The organism is Reyranella massiliensis 521 (assembly GCF_000312425.1).
GTDB lineage: Bacteria > Pseudomonadota > Alphaproteobacteria > Reyranellales > Reyranellaceae > Reyranella > Reyranella massiliensis.
In genome coordinates this window covers 4,934,208-4,950,109 of record NZ_HE997181.1, presented here as the reverse complement: position 1 = coordinate 4,950,109, position 15,902 = coordinate 4,934,208, and the positions used below count along the sequence as shown (strand labels likewise).

General features: G+C 65.6%; 12 protein-coding genes. 6 read left to right on the top strand and 6 right to left on the bottom strand.

The features are described 5' to 3' along the window. The first annotated feature begins 20 nt into the window (after nucleotides 1–20). On the top strand, nucleotides 21–2,696 hold the full coding sequence (gene mutS / locus BN60_RS24145; protein WP_020698747.1) for a DNA mismatch repair protein MutS: 2,676 nt from the start codon (nucleotides 21–23) through the stop codon (nucleotides 2,694–2,696). On the opposite strand, the gene BN60_RS24140 is transcribed toward mutS, so the two are convergent. From BN60_RS24140 to BN60_RS24125, 4 genes are read right to left on the bottom strand one after another with little or no spacing between them, the layout of a single operon-like run. Then, the gene (locus BN60_RS24140) at nucleotides 2,697–3,713 is read right to left on the bottom strand and encodes a methionine synthase (protein ID WP_020698746.1); all 1,017 of its coding nucleotides are present in this window, start codon (nucleotides 3,711–3,713) and stop codon (nucleotides 2,697–2,699) included. Continuing rightward, nucleotides 3,714–5,102 (bottom strand): heme biosynthesis protein HemY, encoded by a 1,389-nt coding sequence (locus BN60_RS24135; protein ID WP_020698745.1) that lies wholly within the window; start codon nucleotides 5,100–5,102, stop codon nucleotides 3,714–3,716. 7 nt (nucleotides 5,103–5,109) lie between these two features. Further along, complete coding sequence (locus BN60_RS29240) at nucleotides 5,110–7,086, bottom strand: uroporphyrinogen-III synthase (RefSeq protein WP_020698744.1); 1,977 nt, start codon at nucleotides 7,084–7,086, stop codon at nucleotides 5,110–5,112. 46 nt (nucleotides 7,087–7,132) lie between these two features. Then, on the bottom strand, nucleotides 7,133–7,597 hold the full coding sequence (locus BN60_RS24125) for a methylated-DNA--[protein]-cysteine S-methyltransferase (RefSeq protein WP_020698743.1): 465 nt from the start codon (nucleotides 7,595–7,597) through the stop codon (nucleotides 7,133–7,135). A 127-nt stretch (nucleotides 7,598–7,724) separates the two neighbouring features. On the opposite strand from BN60_RS24125, the gene BN60_RS24120 reads away from it, so the two are divergent. After that, on the top strand, nucleotides 7,725–9,056 hold the full coding sequence (locus tag BN60_RS24120; protein ID WP_202949838.1) for an alpha/beta fold hydrolase: 1,332 nt from the start codon (nucleotides 7,725–7,727) through the stop codon (nucleotides 9,054–9,056). Here BN60_RS24120 and BN60_RS24115 read toward each other — a convergent pair whose 3' ends face one another. After that, complete coding sequence (locus BN60_RS24115; protein ID WP_020698741.1) at nucleotides 9,057–9,551, bottom strand: L-2-amino-thiazoline-4-carboxylic acid hydrolase; 495 nt, start codon at nucleotides 9,549–9,551, stop codon at nucleotides 9,057–9,059. A gap of 271 nt (nucleotides 9,552–9,822) precedes the next feature. Between BN60_RS24115 and argC the strand changes: the two genes are divergently transcribed. From argC to BN60_RS31230, 3 genes are all read left to right on the top strand, one after another. Beyond that, the gene (argC, locus tag BN60_RS24110) at nucleotides 9,823–10,788 is read left to right on the top strand and encodes an N-acetyl-gamma-glutamyl-phosphate reductase (RefSeq protein ID WP_020698740.1); all 966 of its coding nucleotides are present in this window, start codon (nucleotides 9,823–9,825) and stop codon (nucleotides 10,786–10,788) included. A gap of 408 nt (nucleotides 10,789–11,196) precedes the next feature. Further along, the gene (locus BN60_RS31235; protein ID WP_051150184.1) at nucleotides 11,197–12,156 is read left to right on the top strand and encodes an amidohydrolase family protein; all 960 of its coding nucleotides are present in this window, start codon (nucleotides 11,197–11,199) and stop codon (nucleotides 12,154–12,156) included. Beyond that, nucleotides 12,068–13,084 (top strand): amidohydrolase, encoded by a 1,017-nt coding sequence (locus BN60_RS31230; RefSeq protein ID WP_342626628.1) that lies wholly within the window; start codon nucleotides 12,068–12,070, stop codon nucleotides 13,082–13,084. Before BN60_RS31235 ends, BN60_RS31230 begins: the two co-directional genes overlap by 89 nt. Nucleotides 13,085–13,383: 299 nt before the next feature. On the opposite strand, the gene BN60_RS24100 is transcribed toward BN60_RS31230, so the two are convergent. Beyond that, nucleotides 13,384–14,595 (bottom strand): CaiB/BaiF CoA transferase family protein, encoded by a 1,212-nt coding sequence (locus tag BN60_RS24100; RefSeq protein WP_020698739.1) that lies wholly within the window; start codon nucleotides 14,593–14,595, stop codon nucleotides 13,384–13,386. Nucleotides 14,596–14,655: 60 nt separating this feature from the next. Between BN60_RS24100 and BN60_RS24095 the strand changes: the two genes are divergently transcribed. After that, on the top strand, nucleotides 14,656–15,825 hold the full coding sequence (locus tag BN60_RS24095) for an SGNH/GDSL hydrolase family protein (protein WP_020698738.1): 1,170 nt from the start codon (nucleotides 14,656–14,658) through the stop codon (nucleotides 15,823–15,825). The last annotated feature ends 77 nt before the right edge of the window (nucleotides 15,826–15,902 follow it).

Genomic DNA, 15,902 nt, shown 5'->3' with positions numbered 1-15,902 from the left:
ACCGGGCGCGGAGGAGTTTCGTGCCGGACAGTTCCGCCATTCCCGCCGACGCCACGCCGATGATGCGCCAGTATCTGGCGATCAAGGCCGCGCATCCGGACCATCTGGTTTTCTACCGGATGGGCGATTTCTACGAGCTGTTCTTCGACGACGCGGTGAAGGCTTCGGCGGCGCTCGATATTGCACTGACTAAGCGCGGTCAGCATCTTGGCGAAGACATCAAGATGTGCGGCGTGCCGGTGCACAGCCACGAGGCCTATCTGTCGCGTCTGATCCGCCGCGGCTTCAAAGTTGCAGTATGCGAGCAGGTCGAGGACCCGGCCGAGGCCAAGAAGCGCGGCGCCAAGTCGGTGGTCGAGCGCGCCGTGGTGCGCGTCATCACGCCGGGCACCCTGACCGAGGACGCGCTGCTCGATGCGCGCAGCCACAACTATCTCGCCGCCCTTGCCGAAGCGCAGGGCGAACTGGCGCTGGGCTGGCTCGACCTGTCGACGGCCGATTTCGCCGCCCAACCGCTGCAGCTGGGGCAGGTCGCGGCCGCGCTGGCGCGGCTGGCGCCGGGCGAGTTGCTGGTGCCCGACCGGCTGCTGGCACGCGAACCCCTGAAGACGGTGCTGGAGGAATGGAATTCCGTCCTGACGCCGCTGCCGTCGGCGCGGTTCGACAGCGACAATGCCCGCAAGCGCCTGCAGACGGCGTTCAATGTCGCCGCCCTCGACAGCTTCGGCAGCTTCTCGCGGGCCGAGATCGCGGCCTGCGGCGCGCTGCTCGACTATGTCGAACTGACCCAGGCCGGCAAGCGGCCGGCGCTCTCGCCGCCGCGCCGCGAACGTGCCGACGGCACGATGGAGATCGACCCGGCGACGCGGCGTAACCTTGAACTGGTGCGCAGCCTCGACGGACGGCGCGACGGCAGCCTGCTCGCCACCATCGATCGCACGTTGACCGGACCGGGCGCGCGCCTGCTGGCCGAACGTATCGCAGCACCTCTGACCGAACGGCCCGAAATCGAGCGGCGCCTCGACCTGGTGCAGCTGTTCGTCGAGCGGCCGGCGGTGCGCGAGCGTGTCCGCGAGGCGCTGCGCCGTACGCCGGACATCGAGCGGGCGCTGCAGCGGTTGAGCGTCGGCCGCGGTGGTCCGCGCGATCTCGCAGCATTGCGCGATGGGCTTGAGTCGGGAGAGACGCTCGCAGAATCGTTGAAGGCCGAGCCCGAAGCGCTGGCGCCCCCGCCCGCACCGCTCGCCGGCATCGTGGCGGATTGCTCGGGGCACAAGGCCACGGTCGCGGCTCTCGCCGAAGCGCTGGCGGACGAACCGCCCCTGCTGACGCGCGACGGCGGCTTCGTGCGTCTGGGCTATCGCAGCGAACTCGACGAACAACGCACCCTGCGCGACGACAGCCGCAAGACCGTCGCGGCCCTGGAAGCCAAATATAGGACCTCGACCGGCGTCCCCTCGCTGAAGATCCGTCACAACAACATGATCGGCTATCATATCGAGGTGACGGCGACGCACGCCGACAAGCTCGATATCGCAGCCCTCGGTTTCACGCGGCGGCAGTCGATGTCGAATGCGACACGCTACAGCACCGCCGAGCTTGCCGATCTGGAGACCCGCATCGGCCGCGCTGCTGATCAGGCGCTGGCGCTGGAACTGGCGATCTTTGAGCAACTCGTCGCCGGGGTGATGGCCGTGTCGACGGCCATCGCCGCCGCCGGCCGCGCGCTCGCTGCCCTCGACGTTGCTGCCGCGATGGCGGAGCTGGCGGTCTCCAGCAACTACGTGCGGCCGATGCTTACCGACGAGCCGTCCTTCGCCATCGAAGGCGGACGCCATCCCGTGGTCGAGGCAGCCTTGTCCAAGCAGGGCGGCGCAGGCTTCGTGCCCAACGATTGCGATCTCGGCACCGAGCGGCGGCTCTGGCTGCTGACCGGCCCCAACATGGCCGGCAAGTCGACCTTCCTGCGCCAGAACGCGCTGATCGTCGTGCTGGCGCAGGCCGGCTCCTTCGTGCCGGCCCGGACGGCGACCATCGGCATCGTCGACCGCTTGTTCAGCCGCGTCGGCGCTGCCGACGACCTGGCGCGCGGCCGCTCGACCTTCATGGTCGAGATGGTGGAGACCGCCGCGATCTTGAACCAGGCGACGGCGCGCAGCCTCGTCATCCTCGACGAGATCGGCCGCGGCACGGCGACCTTCGACGGTCTCTCGATCGCCTGGGCAACGCTCGAACATCTGCACGACGTCAACAAGAGCCGCGCTTTGTTTGCCACCCATTATCACGAGCTGGGCGCGCTCAAGGAACGGCTGACTGCGCTGGCGCCCTACACGATGCGTGTGAAGGAGTGGCAGAACGAAGTCGTGTTCCTGCACGAAGTGGCGCCGGGTGCCGCCGACCGCTCCTATGGCATCCATGTCGCCCAGCTCGCGGGCTTGCCGGCGGCTGTCGTCACGCGGGCCGAGGAAGTGCTGGCGGTGCTGGAGAAGGGCGAGCAGTCGGGCGCGGTGACCAAGCTTGCCGACGACCTGCCGCTGTTTGCCGCTGCTCCGGCCCGGCCAGCCAGTGGTTCGGGCAAGACGAAGGAATCCGAAGTCGAGAAGGCGCTGGCCGAGGTCAATCCCGACGAGCTGTCGCCGCGCGAGGCGCTGGACGTGCTCTATGCGCTCCGCCAGCGGCTTCCGCGGACGCCTTAGCTAGAAAGCCTTTCGCGCCAGCGCAGCGCCTTCGGCGAGGGCGCGCAGCTTGCCGTAGGCGACGCCCAGCGTCATCGGCGCCATGCCGCAGTTGGTGCAGGCCTGGATGCGTTCGGGATCGACGAACTTCGTCGCGAGCTTCAGCGTTTCGGCGACCTGCTCGGGCGTCTCGACTGTCTCCGAGGCGACATCGATGGCGCCGACCAGAACCGTTTTGGTCTTGAGCAGCTTCATCAGTTCCGGCGGCACGTGGCTCTCGCGGCACTCCAGCGACACCTGCTGGATCGAGCTGCGGTCCAGAGCCGGGAAGGTCTCTTCGTACTGACGCCAGCTTTCGCCCAGCGTTTCCTTCCACTTGATGTTGGCTTCGATGCCGTAGCCGTAGCAGATGTGGACGGCGGTGGTGCATTTCAGGCCCTCGGCCGCCTTCTCGAGCGCCGGCACACCCCAGTCCACAGTCTCCTTCAGGTAGACGTTGAAAGCGGGCTCGTCGAACTGAATGACGTCGACGCCGATATTCTCCAGCTCCTTCGCTTCCTGATTCAGCAGTTCGGCGAAGGCGAAGGCCATCTTCACGCGGTCGCCGTAGTAACCGTCGGCCAGCGTGTCGATCAGCGTCATCGGGCCGGGCAGGGTGAACTTGAGCTTGCGCGACGTCGCGGCGCGGGCGACGCGCGCCTCGCGCTCGTGCACGAACCGGCGACGCTTGAGCGGTGCCGTCACGGTCGGGCAATCGGCATCGTAGCGATTGTTGCGGATGCCCATGCGGACCTTCTTGCCGAAGTCGACGCCGTCGACCTCGGCCAGGAAGCCGTGCACGAAATGCTGCCGCGCCTGCTCGCCGTCGCTCACGATGTCGAGCCCGGCTTCTTCCTGGCGGCGGATCGCGAGGAACGTCGCGTCGTCCTTCGCTTCGAAGAGCGGTGCACCGGAGAGAGTCCAAGGTGCCCACAGCACGTTCGGCGTGGCGAGCCAGGCCGGCTTGGGCAGGCTGCCGGCAAGAGTGGTCTCGAACATCTAGGCCCCCGCAGAAGGAGGTGGCGGCGCCGGAGCCGGCGCCGGAGCGGAAAGTGCGGGTGCAGCCTGCACCTCCGGCGGCAGGATATGGCCATAGGTACCCGGTGCGCGCCACTGCAGGGTGCCGAAGGCGCCGCAGCTCTCGCAGACCGGCCGCCAGGTTTCGTGATGAGCGCCGCACGCGGTGCAGCGCCAGCTGCGGTCGGCCGGTGCATCGGCGACCTTCGCCAGCCAGTCGTGGACCTTCGCCGGATCGGATTGCGCGCGCTCCTCGACTTCGGCCATGAGGCGGCAGACGCGCACCGGCGGATTGGTGCCGGCGGCGATTTCGAGCTGGCGCCGCGCCTCGCCCCACAGACCCGCGTCGAGCGACGCCTGCGCCAAGGCAATGTGACTTTCGATATCGTCCGGGTTCTGGTCGGCCAGCTTTCGCACCACGCCGATCCGTCTCAGCGCTTCGCTTTCGTCCGAGGCTTCGAGGTAGAGCGGCACCAGATCGGGATGCGGCGCCACGGCCCAGCCGCGCTCGATCGTGCGCATCGCCTTCTTCTTGTCGCCGGTCTTGATCTGCAGCTCGGCCAGTCGCTGCGTGGCGGCAATGCGTTCCGGCGCCAGGCCGAAGGCTTCGCGCGCCAGGGTGAGTGCGTCGGTCATGCGGCCTTCGCGTTCGGCTTCTCGGCTGCGCTCGACTTCGAGCAGCGCCTTCAGCGTCCGGCCCTTGTCCTGCGTCACCACCTTGCGACGGATGCCCGACTCCAGCGTCGCCTGCGCTTCCCGCCAATGGCCAGTCTGGGCCTGCATGTCGAACAGCGAATGCACCACCCACGGCGTCTGCGGGCGCAGCTTGAAGGCGCGCTCGGCGAGCGCCAGCGCCTTGGACTGGTCGCCGTCGCGCAGTGCCTGGCCGATCAGGCCGCGCAGGCCGAGGAACGCCATCTGCTCGTCCTCGAGCATGGCGTTGAAGGCGCGCTGCGCTCCGTCGCGATCGCCGGTGAGTTGCGCGGCCTGCGCCGACAGCAGCAACGTCAACGCCGGCTCCGAGAGAAGCTGTTCGGCCTTGCGCGCGTGCTTCTGTGCTTCCGCGCCGTCGCCCGCGGCGACGGCTGCGAGGCCCTGGGTCAATTCGCGATAGCCGCGGCGGCGGCGGCTTTCGCCCCAGCCTTCCAGCAAGGCGCCGGGCGCGCCGACGATCGAGCGATAGAGCAGCCACCCGCCGATGCTGACCAGGATCAGCACGACGACCGTGACCAGCAAGGCGCCGACGCTGGTATCGAGACGCCAGCCCTGCCATTCGGCCGTTACGTTGCCAGGGCGTTCGGCTAGCCACACCGCGCCCAGCATGGCGACCGCGGCAACGACGAACCAGATGAGCGTGCGCAGGGTGGTCATGGTCCGCCTACCGAGTCGCGCCGAGAAGGGCGACCGCCTGTGCCGCGAGCTGATCGATCGCGCGTTTGGCCGCGAGGTAGTCCTCGGCACGCGATAGCCATCCCGCCGTTGCTCGCGCGGTCTGCGGCGGCATCGATTTCACCAATTCCACCGCCTTGCCGAGGTCGCCAGCTTCGACAGCCGCTTCGGCGCGCGCGAGCTTGGCCTCGACGCTGTCGCCCTGAACGTCGGCGCCGACACGGCGCAGCGAGACGAGATTGCGGATCTTGCCCATCAGCCGTTCGCCGAACGAATCGTCGGCGACATCGTCGGCCAGGGCCGCCTTGGCCATCGCCGGAAAGGTGGCCGCGAGTGTCGCGCGCGAGCTGACGCCGGATTGGGCGTAGGGCTGCAGGGCCGCGACGATCTCGCCGAGCCTGGCGTCGTTCTGCGCCAGCGGCGCCAACAGTTTGAGGTCGGCAGCGAAGGGCAGATCCGAGTCGAGCGCGGCGTTCAGGCGGGCCGCGATGCCGATCACGGCCGAGGCGTTGGCGGCAGCGAGGGCTTTCTGTTCGCCGGCACCGCGTGCGCTCACTTCGCTGCGCGCCTTGTCGACGGCATCGGCCAGCACCTTGGCCTGATCGCGTTGACCGGACACCGCCTGGTCGAGCGACTGCAAGGCATTGCGCAGGGTGGCAATCTCGAGCTTCAGCGACGAGATTTCCCTTTCCTGGTCCGGGTTCGGTGCGGCCACGGTGGGGGCCGGCGGAGCGGGATCGGCCGCTGGTGCGGATGTGGGGCGGCTTTCCAGTGCCTCGACCTTGCGACGCAGCTCGGCAATGGCGGGATCCGGCGTCGATGGCGGAGCGGGAGCCGCGCCGTGCCGCTCCGCTGCCGTCGCCGACAGGGCGCGCAGACGCTTCTCCAGGTCGTCGAGCCTGACCGTCATTTCGGCACGGGCGGCCGTGACCGTTGCCGTCGCGGCGGCAGCGGCATCCTGACGGACGGCCTGAAGATCCAGTGCCGGCGTCGGTGCCGGCACGGCAGCCTCGCCGCGCCACAGGGTGCGGATTTCGGCGGGCCAGTAGGGCAACGACACCAGCGCGCCGGCCAGCACGACGCAGGACGACACGATGCCGGTGAGAAATGCACCCGCCACGCCGATACCGCGGCGCACCTCGACGCGTGGAGGAGCCGTGGGCGCGATGGGCGGCGCAGGATCGGCGGCGGCGCGATCAGGGGACGAAGGTGTGTCGCTCATGGTGCTCGGTCCTTCCATGCCGGTGGCGGCAAGTCGGTCGATTTCGTCAAGAACGGCCTGACGGGTCGGCCGTGTCGCCGCGACCACTGCCTTGAACGGCAATGTCTTCAGGGGGGCGGCCGCGGCCGGGCTGATGGCGATGGCGGTAACATTGCCGAGCGCGCTCGACACGCCGGCCTCCTGTACCAGCCGCACGAACAGGGCGGCGGCGCGCGGCGAGAAGAAGGTCGCCGCATCGAGGGCGCGGCCTTCGATCGCGGCGCGAGCCGAATCGGGAAGGGTAGTTTCCTCGCGCGCTTCGTAGAGGGCGAAGCGCTGGACCTCGAAGCCGTCGGCCTTCAACGCTTCGGCAAAATCGAGCGCGATATCGGCGCCGGACACATGCAGCAGCGGCCCCGCTTTGGGATCGAGTTCTCTGCGCACCATTTCGGCGAGTGCCAGACCATCGCCCGATGCCGAGGCGACGGCGCTGAAGCCCAGCCCTTCGGCCGTCGAGGCCGTCGTGTCGCCGACCGCCAGGATCGGCCGTCCGCGCTGGTCGCTCGCGTCGGCGAGGGCGCGTGCGCCATTGGCGCTGGTCAGCAGGATTGCCTGGGCAGCCGCAAGGGCGGCAGAAAAATCTGCAGGTGGCCGCAGGAGCTGCAGATGGAACAGTGGCGCGATCACCGGCACATGGCCGCGCTCGCTCAGCGCTGCCGCCAGCGTTGTCGCCTCGCGTTCCGGCCGGGTGATCAGCACGCGCATGACGTCTCCGTAGCCGGGGCTTCCCGTCGACGCAACGACAGAGAAGCTACAGAAGGACGACGCCTTCCAGTGCCAGCAATTTGCGTTTGGTCGGCAGGCCCTGTCCGCCGGAGAAGCCGCCTTCCTTGCCACCGCTGCCCAGGACGCGATGACAGGGCACGATGACGGGGATGGGATTGCGCCCGCACGCCATGCCGACCGCCCGTGGTCCGGAGCCTAGAGCCGTCGCCATGCCGCCATAGGTCGCAGTCTCCCCGTAGGGGATCTCGCTCATCATCTTCCAGACGCTCTTCTGGAAGTCGGTACCGCGTGCAGCGAGCGGCAGCTCAAAGCGTTTGAGCTTGCGGGCAAAGTAACGTTCGAGCTGGTGCATGGCCTCTTTCAGTACGGGGCTCATGCTCTGGTCGTGCGCCCGCTCGCCGTCGCTCGCCCAGCGTAAGCCGGTCAGGGCGTCGTGGTCGGCCTCGATCGCCAGCCGACCAACGGGGCTCGTGACGTAACAAATTGACATGTCGCGAGCGTAGCGTCGGACGCCAGCATTTGCCAACATAGGGACAATGTCAGGGGGAGTGATGAGCAAGGGCCTGAGATCCTCGTTTGGGGGCCCCAATCGACGCGCATTCTTGGGCGGCGCAAGCTTGCTGTTGCCTTCGGTGGCGCTCGCCCAGACGCAGGGCACACCGCGCCGCCAAGCGCCGGCCGAAGCCGGACCGCCGCCGGTCGTGTTCGTGCACGGCAACGGCGATTCGAGCGCGCTCTGGATCAACAATATCTGGCGCTTCGAGGCCAACGGCTACAAGCGCAACCAGCTCTTCGCCATCGACTTTGCCTATCCCAATGCACGTAGCGACGATTCCAAGCCGCAGCCATTCCGGTCTTCATCCGAGGATCAGATGAAGGAGCTGACGGCTTTCGTGGCGCAGGTGCTGAAGGCCACGCGCCGGCGCAAGGTGGCGCTGGTCGGTTCGTCGCGTGGCGGCAACGCGATCCGCAGCTTCCTGAAGAACGGTGGCGGCGCGGAGCAGGTGAGCCACGCCGTGCTCTGCGGCACGCCGAACAAGGGCATCGTGATCTCCGACACGATATTGCCCGGCAGCGAGTTCAACGGCGCCTTCCCGTTCCTGAAGGGGCTGAATGCCGGTGCCGACGACCTCATCCCCGGCGTCGAACTGATGGCGATCCGCTCCGACAAGAACGACAAATACTCCCAGCCCGACGGCCGCTTTGTCGGCGCACCCGGCAAGCCGACCGGCGTCAGCTACGACGCGTCGGAGCTGCGCGGCGCCAAGAACGTGATCCTCGACGGACTCGACCATCGCGAGGTCGCGTTCCACAAACTCGCCTTTGCGGCGATGTACGAACACATCACGGGCAAGGCGCCTGGCAGCATGTTCATCGCCCAGGAGCCGCGGCCGGTGCTGAACGGCAGGGTCACCGGCATCGCCGAAGGCGTCTATACCAACGTCGCCGCGAGCGGCGCCGAGGTCGAGATCTTCGAGGTCGATTCCCGCACCGGCGATCGTCTGAGCGCAGTGGCGCTGCATCGCAAGACCACTGGCGAAGACGGCGTGTGGGGTCCCTTCATCGGCCGCTCCGATGCCTACTACGAGTTCGTGCTCCACATGCCGGGCCAGCCGACGACGCACACCTATCGTTCGCCCTTCCTGCGCTCGAGCGATGTCGTGCATCTCCGGCCGCAGCCCTTCGTCAAAGTGGATGAAGGCGCCGGCGCCGTCACGATCATGAGCCGGCCGCGCGGCTATTTCGGCGTCGGCCGCGACAAGTTCACGCTCGACGGCAAGGTGCCGCCCGGCATCAACGATGGTGTGCCGGGGACATCGATGGGCAGGCTCGCCTTCGAAGCTTCGCCTGCGCGCACGGTCGTCGCGGTGTTCAACAACGAGACCGTGCCGACCCGCACCTGGCCCGCCAAGGACGGCCACATCGTGGTGGCCGAGTTCCTGAACTGACTACTTCTCGTACGTGTAGTGGAAGTTGCAGTGGCTGGCGCCCTGCATGATCGTCTGCGTGCGTTCGAGTTTGAGCTTGGGATCGTAGCCCTCGCAGAAGGCGCCGTCGCGATTGCAGGAGAGGAGATGGCCGATCTCGCCCAGGCCCATCGCCTTGTAGGTCTCGGCATAGCGGCAGCGTACGACGTTGAAGGTGAAACTGTTGTCGCCCTGTTCCTTGACCTCGATCTCGAGGGCCCCGCCCTTGGTCCAGAGCGGCATCACATCCTGAAAGGCCTTGAGCGAGGTGCCGCCCGGCGTCGCCGCGGCGAACTGGCGGGCCTGCTCGATGGCCGAGCGGCGCACCGATTCCTCGATGGTCTTCTTGGCGACGGCCTCCCCGTGGCTCGCCTTCAGGGTTTCGTAGACTTCTTTCAGGATCTCGGCCTCGATCGTTCGCTTCTCGAGCATCGACAGGCCGTCGGGGTGAGGGGCGGAACGCAGGGACTGATTCATGGTTGCCTCCAATGGGAAGAATCGAACCTACTCGGTCTCGACCGTCTTGACAGGGGGGCTCCCCGATGAAATATCCGGCCCACCATGATCCAGCCGTCCGCTCCTTTCCGGTCGCGACGTCGCCGCTTTTCCGAGCGGCGTGAAGACGCGCGCGCGTAACAGGCGCGCCGTATCGTGAAGCCGCTGGAGAGGATCAGGCGGCTTCCCATCACCTTCTTCTCCAGTTGGCCGAGTTCCCAGAGGCCCTGAAGCCGAGAGAAAGAAGCCCAGCATGAGCACGAACAAGACCAAGATCTTCATCGACGGCCAGCACGGCACGACCGGGCTCAAGATCCACGAGCGCCTGAAGGACCGGCCGGACGTGGAGCTGCTCGAACTGCCGATGGCCGACCGCAAGGATCTGGCCAAGCGGGTCGAGATCACCAAGGCGGCGGACATCGCCGTGCTCTGCCTGCCCGACGCGGCTGTGAAGGAGCTGATGGTGGCCGTCGGCGATGCCGACACCTGCGTGATCGACGCCAGCACGGCGCATCGCGTGGCTGATGGCTGGACCTTCGGCTTTCCCGAAATGACCAAGACCCAGCGCCAGAAGCTGCTGGACTCGAACCGGATCAGCAACCCGGGCTGCTATTCGACGGGCGGCATCGCACTGATGCATCCCCTCGTCGAGGCCGGCATCATCCGCAAGGAGGCGACTCCGGCCGTGTTCGGTGTCTCGGGGTACACCGGCGGCGGCAAGGAGCTGATCGCCGTCCATGAAGGCACGCCCGACGTCGAGCCGTTCGGCATCTACGGCGTCGAGCTCGCGCACAAGCACGTGCCGGAGATGAAGAAGTATTCCGGCCTGACGCACGCGCCGCTGTTCGTGCCGTCGGTCGGTCACTATGCCCAGGGCATGCTGGTCATGGTGCCGATCACGCGCGACATCGTGGGCAGGAAGGCGACGGCGAAGGACGTGCACAAGGTGCTGGCCGATCACTATGCCGGCGAGACCTTCGTCACCGTTCGGCCGCTCGCCGACCGCAAGTGGCTGGAGCGCGATCGCTTCCTGCGCGCCGACCGGCTGACCGACACCAACTCGATGGAGCTCGCGGTTTACGGCAACGACGCCGAGGAGAACATTCTGGTCGTGGCGTCGCTCGACAATCTCGGCAAGGGTGCCTCGGGCGCCGCCGTGCAGGTGATCAACCTCAAGACCGGCGTCGACGAAACCACGGGCCTCGCCGTCGCGGCCTGACGCTACCGGCAATCCGACAAGACAAACGCCCGGTCGCGAAGGACCGGGCGTTTTCGTTTGGACGGAAGAGTTTTTCTCCTCGTTCCTCGATCAGCGCCTGACTTCCGATGACGCGACAGGCTGGCGGATTAAGTCCAGCGCTTGGCATCGGTGCCATCCGCTGTCTCACAGGCGATGATCTTGGTCGCCATGGGCGGAAACTCCTACGCCGAAACGCTCGCTCCCAACGTCTCATTCGAATTTCTGCATATACTCTGGCTCGGGGGGAGAGGAGGATACGTCCTCGATCGGTGCGGTCCGTCCGAGGGCTCCGGACTGGCGTGCAAAGCGAAATCGGCACGCAGTGCATTCTGCAATCATATGCGTGCCATTCAGTTCAGCGTCCTTTGCCTAAGGAGGAAGTCAGCCATGACGACTATCAATAGGCGATCGTTCATCAGCGTTGGCGTTGCCGGTTCGTCGCTGGCTTTTCCGTTCGCGCGCGCCATCGCGCAAACCCAATCGCTGTCCGATGTCGGACGAGGCATGTTCTCGGCTCCCCTACCGAAGATTTTCCGGGCGCGCGAGATTGTGACGCTCGACCCAAAACGGCCGGCGGCCAAGGCTATAGCCGTTGCCAATGGCCGTATACTGTCGGTGGGTGAATTCGATGAGGTCCGGAAGGCGCTAGGTGACCAGCCTTTCACGATCGACGAGATCTTTGCCAATCAGGTGATCGTTCCAGGCTTTATCGCACAGCACGACCATCCCGTGCTCTCTGCGCTGACCATGTCGTCGGAGATTCTGTCGATTGAGGACTGGGTTCTGCCGCGAGGCGCGATTCCGGCCGTCAAGAACAAGCCGGATTTCATGACTCGCCTCGCCGAGGCGGTCAAAGCCCGGACGGATCCCAATGAGCTGGTGTTGACGTGGGGCTACCATCCGCAGTTCTTTGGCCCGATAACGGGCGCTGATCTCGACAGCATCAGCAAGACCCAACCGATTATTTCCTGGGCCCGGTCTTGCCATGAAATGGTGCTGAACAGTGCAGCACTGGAGCGCGCCGGCATAACGCCCAAGGTCTTTGACGGGTTTTCAGCCTCGGCCAAGGAGCAGACTGTTCTGAAGGAGGGCCGTTTCTGGGAACAGGGCTTCTTCGCGCTTTTGCCGCATGTTGCGCCAATGGTCGCCAATCGCGACCGCTTCCGCGCAGGTCTGGAACTGACCCGCGATTTCATGCACGCCAAGGGTGTCACGATAGGATGTGAGCCGGGCGGAATTCTGTCAAAGCCTGTCCAGGATGCGGTTAACGAGGTATTCGCAAGCTCCGATATGCCCTTCCGCTGGATTATTCGTCGCAGACGGCAAAAGCATTGTCGGGGCGAATAAAGATGACGCGAAAGTCGTTTCCGCGACGGAGCAATTGGCTAGCTGGTATGGCGGCATGACCAGCCTTGCATCGAAGCAGATAAAGCTTTTCGCTGACGGGGCGATATATTCGCAGCTCATGCAGGTGCGCGAACCTTATCTGGACGGCCATAAGGGCGCCTGGATGATGGACGAGGAGGTTTTCACCCGCGCCTTCCGCATCTATTGGGACGCAGGCTATCAGATCCACATCCATGTAAATGGCGATGCGGGGCTCGACCGCGTGCTGGACACGTTAGAGGCGAACTTGAAGCGTAACCCGCGTTCGGGCCATCGCACGGTTCTGATCCATTTCGCAGTCAGCGCACCGGATCAGGTCGCTCGCATTAAGAAGCTTGACGCTATTGTCAGCGCCAACCCCTACTACGTGACAGCGCTGGCCGATCAGTACGGCAAGGTCGGGTTGGGGCCCGAGCGAGCCGACGAAATGGTCCGTCTGGGCGATGTTTCGCGGGCTGGCATTTCATGGTCGTTGCATGCCGATATGCCGATGGCGCCGATCGATCCTCTGTTCCTGATGTGGTGTGCGGTGAACCGCCTCACCTTCTCGGGCCGCGTTGCCGACCCTGACCAGAGGGTTTCGGCTGAGGAGGCCTTGCGCGGAGTAACCATTGCGGCAGCCTATTCGCTGCAACTTGAGAAGGAGATCGGTACGCTCGAAGAGGGCAAGCTCGCCAACATGACGGTGCTGGCGGAAAACCCGTTGAAGGTGGATCCAGTGAAGATCCGGGATATCGCCGTATGGGGAACAGTCGTGGAAGGGCGTGTCTTGCCGGTAGGCGCTGTGGCCAAGAAGAAGGCGTTCAACTCCATCGGCACCGGAGTTTCTGAGCGGGAGTTCGCGATTGAGGCACTGAGCCATGCGGCGCTGGTATCGCACCCAGGATAAGTCCGCGCCGAATTTCATCGCTAGATCGGGATTCGCATCGGCATAGCGACCGGAGCGCCGGGTGGACAACGTGTTCACTTGGCGTCGTCGGGACACTCTGCGGCATGATCGGATGACCGGAATGGCGGCGCAAACGACAGCGGGAAGTGGAGCGCTTTTTGAGCAATCTTTTCAGGAATGCCGAACCTCGCTTCATCCCACGCGATCGACACGCCACGGCCGCATCGCCGCGCCGACGATGCGGATGCCGCCATCTCGGCGGCAGCGAAGGCAGTGCGCTCGCCGAGGCGGCCTGATCGTCAGCCGATCGCGCGGCTGCTGCGCAGCCTGTCGATCTCGTCGTGGGCGTACCCCAATTCGGCCAGCACTTCGTCGGTATGCACGCCGTAGTCGGGTCCTGGCCCCGGCGCCACCGGCTCGGGCGCAAAGGAAAGGCGAATGGGCGCGGAGATAGTGCGCGGCATATCGGCCTGCGTGCTCGCCACGACGGCGCCATTGGCCACGGCCTGCTCGTCGTCCGGCACATCGCGCAGGATCCCGAGTAACCCGAAGGTGATCTCGTGACGGCGCAGCCGGTCGCGCCAGTCGAGCCATGGCCGGCTGGCGAATACCGGATCGAGGAGCGCGGCCAGTTCGTGCGCATGCGCGCGCCGGCTTTCCAGGGTTTTGAATCTCGGATCGTCCAGGAGATCGGTGCGTTCCATCGCCTTGCAAAGCTCGGGCCAGAGCTTGTCTTCACGCACGATAGTGAGCTGGATCCAGCGACCGTCCGACGTGCGGTATTGATTGGCGAGAGCGCTTCTCGGTTTGTTGCGCGGTGGACGCGGCGCCACGAATGAGCCGAGGAGCGCACCCTGCGCAAGAATGGCATTCGACCAAAGACCGCTCGCATGCAGCGAGGTGCCGACTTCGCTGCCCTCGCCGGTGCGCTCCCGGTGCAGCAAGGCCATGGTGACGGCGGCGAAGAGGTTCATGCCGGTCATCTGGTCGCCCTGCGCGGGCAGGGAGAAGGCCGGTGGGCCGCCTTCGTAGGTCAGGCCATCGAGTAGTCCGGATCGTGCAAAGAATGCCGTCGAGTCGAAGCCCGGTTGCTCGGCGTCGGGGCCGCTCTCGCCATAACCCGTCATCGACGCATAGATCAGCCGCGGATTGACATGCTTCACGTCGGCATAGCGCATGCGCAATCGCTCGCGGACCTTCAAAGGAAAGTTCACGACCATGATATCGGCGGTCGCGAGCAGCCGGTCGAAGGCTGCACGGCCGTCGGGGTGCTTGAGGTCGAGCACGACCGAGCGCTTGTTGCGATTGACGAGGTGCCAACAGAAATTGACCGGATGCTGGGGAACCGAATGGGCCTGCCCGAGCTTGCGTTGAGGGTCGCCCTCGCCAGGCGGCTCGATCTTGATGACCTCCGCGCCGTAATCCCCCATCACTGTTGTGGCCACTGGGCCGGCGATGAAACTCGCCAGATCCAATACCCGAAGACCTTGCAGCGGCAACTGCCCGCTCATTGATGTTTTCCTTTCGAACGCCTACACCCCAGCCTACCCCCGCGGAGCGCCTTCACGTCAATGGCTGGCACGTATCGTAATATTTGGCTGAGCGGCGCCTTTCTCCTGGCGGTCGGTCTGGTTGCCGTCGCGCTGAAGTCGGCGGTGTGGGCGTGCGTTGTGGCTACGCTCCTCGCCCTCGCGGGTGTCGTCGTGCTCCAGGGCAATCGCTGGCGCACGGGCGCACTTCTGGTGGCGGCCTTGGCCGTCAGCCTTGCTGCCCTCGACATCTTCGCCGGTTTTCTCTCGCCGACACCGATGGGCCGCGGCCTGGTCCGCGTCACCGATCCGAAATGGTGGCCGCCGCCCGATCCGATCCTCGGCTTCCGACCTCAGCCCGATTCGACGGTCATCGCCACCGCGACCTTCGGCGACGAGCCGGTCTATCGCGTCAGCTACCATTTCGACGCGACGGCGGCACGCGTTACGCCGACCGCGGAAGCGAATGCCGATACCTATCTCTTCCTGGGTGATTCGTTCATCTTCGGCCAGGGATTGGCCGACGATCAGACGCTTGCCGCGCAGTTCACGAAGGCAAGCGGGCTCAAGGCACAGGGCATCAATCTCGGCGTACCGGGCTATGCGCCGAACCATCTGATCCGCCTCTTCGAAGCAGGTCTGCTCGATCGCTACAAGGACAGGAAGGTCAAGGCGGTCGTGACCTGGATCATCCCGGCGCAGCTTGCACGCACCACCGGCGACGGTGAGTGGCTAGGCACTTCGCCACGCTACGTCCTTGAGAACGGCGTGCTGCGCTGGACCGGCACCTTCAACGAGTATCGCTGGCGCAATCCCATTGCCGGCGCGAAGTACCTGCTGGATGAGCAGTTCGCTTTCATCGCCGCCATTGGCATGCGCCAGCGTCAAGAGGAGCAGAGCGAGCTGTTCGTCGCCATGATGGCGCGACTGCAAGTGCTGGCGCGCGAGAAGTTCGATGCACCGCTCGTGATCGTCTATTCCTGGCCCGACGAGAAATCGCGCGCAGAAGACGGCGATACCCTCGTTGCTCATTCGCTCCTGCTGTCGACGCTCCAGCGGGTGCGCGATCTCCGCGCGCCGATGGTCCGGGTCGACACGCTGACGGATGGAATGGAATCGGCGAAGATCATGATCCCGCACGATGGCCATCCCAACGCCTTCACCAATGAAATGGTCGCCCGCGCCGTCAGTCGAAATTTCAACTTGCCCTGAGTTCGCCTGTTCTAATTGACAGTCGAAGTGCAATCCCCGAGCTTGTTCCCAACAAGAACGCTCGCTGAAGCGGGCGA

Bases quoted from the DNA above. Each gene is read 5' to 3' on its own strand.
- BN60_RS31235 (WP_051150184.1), top strand. From the start codon at position 11,197: ATGACGACTATCAATAGGCGATCGTTCATCAGCGTTGGCGTTGCCGGT.
- BN60_RS24095 (WP_020698738.1), top strand. From the start codon at position 14,656: ATGGCTGGCACGTATCGTAATATTTGGCTGAGCGGCGCCTTTCTCCTG.
- BN60_RS24135 (WP_020698745.1), bottom strand. From the start codon at position 5,102: ATGACCACCCTGCGCACGCTCATCTGGTTCGTCGTTGCCGCGGTCGCC.
- BN60_RS24140 (WP_020698746.1), bottom strand. From the start codon at position 3,713: ATGTTCGAGACCACTCTTGCCGGCAGCCTGCCCAAGCCGGCCTGGCTC.
- BN60_RS24125 (WP_020698743.1), bottom strand. From the start codon at position 7,597: ATGTCAATTTGTTACGTCACGAGCCCCGTTGGTCGGCTGGCGATCGAG.
- BN60_RS31230 (WP_342626628.1), top strand. From the start codon at position 12,068: ATGCGGTTAACGAGGTATTCGCAAGCTCCGATATGCCCTTCCGCTGGA.
- argC (WP_020698740.1), top strand. From the start codon at position 9,823: ATGAGCACGAACAAGACCAAGATCTTCATCGACGGCCAGCACGGCACG.
- BN60_RS24115 (WP_020698741.1), bottom strand. From the start codon at position 9,551: ATGAATCAGTCCCTGCGTTCCGCCCCTCACCCCGACGGCCTGTCGATG.
- BN60_RS24100 (WP_020698739.1), bottom strand. From the start codon at position 14,595: ATGAGCGGGCAGTTGCCGCTGCAAGGTCTTCGGGTATTGGATCTGGCG.
- BN60_RS29240 (WP_020698744.1), bottom strand. From the start codon at position 7,086: ATGCGCGTGCTGATCACCCGGCCGGAACGCGAGGCGACAACGCTGGCG.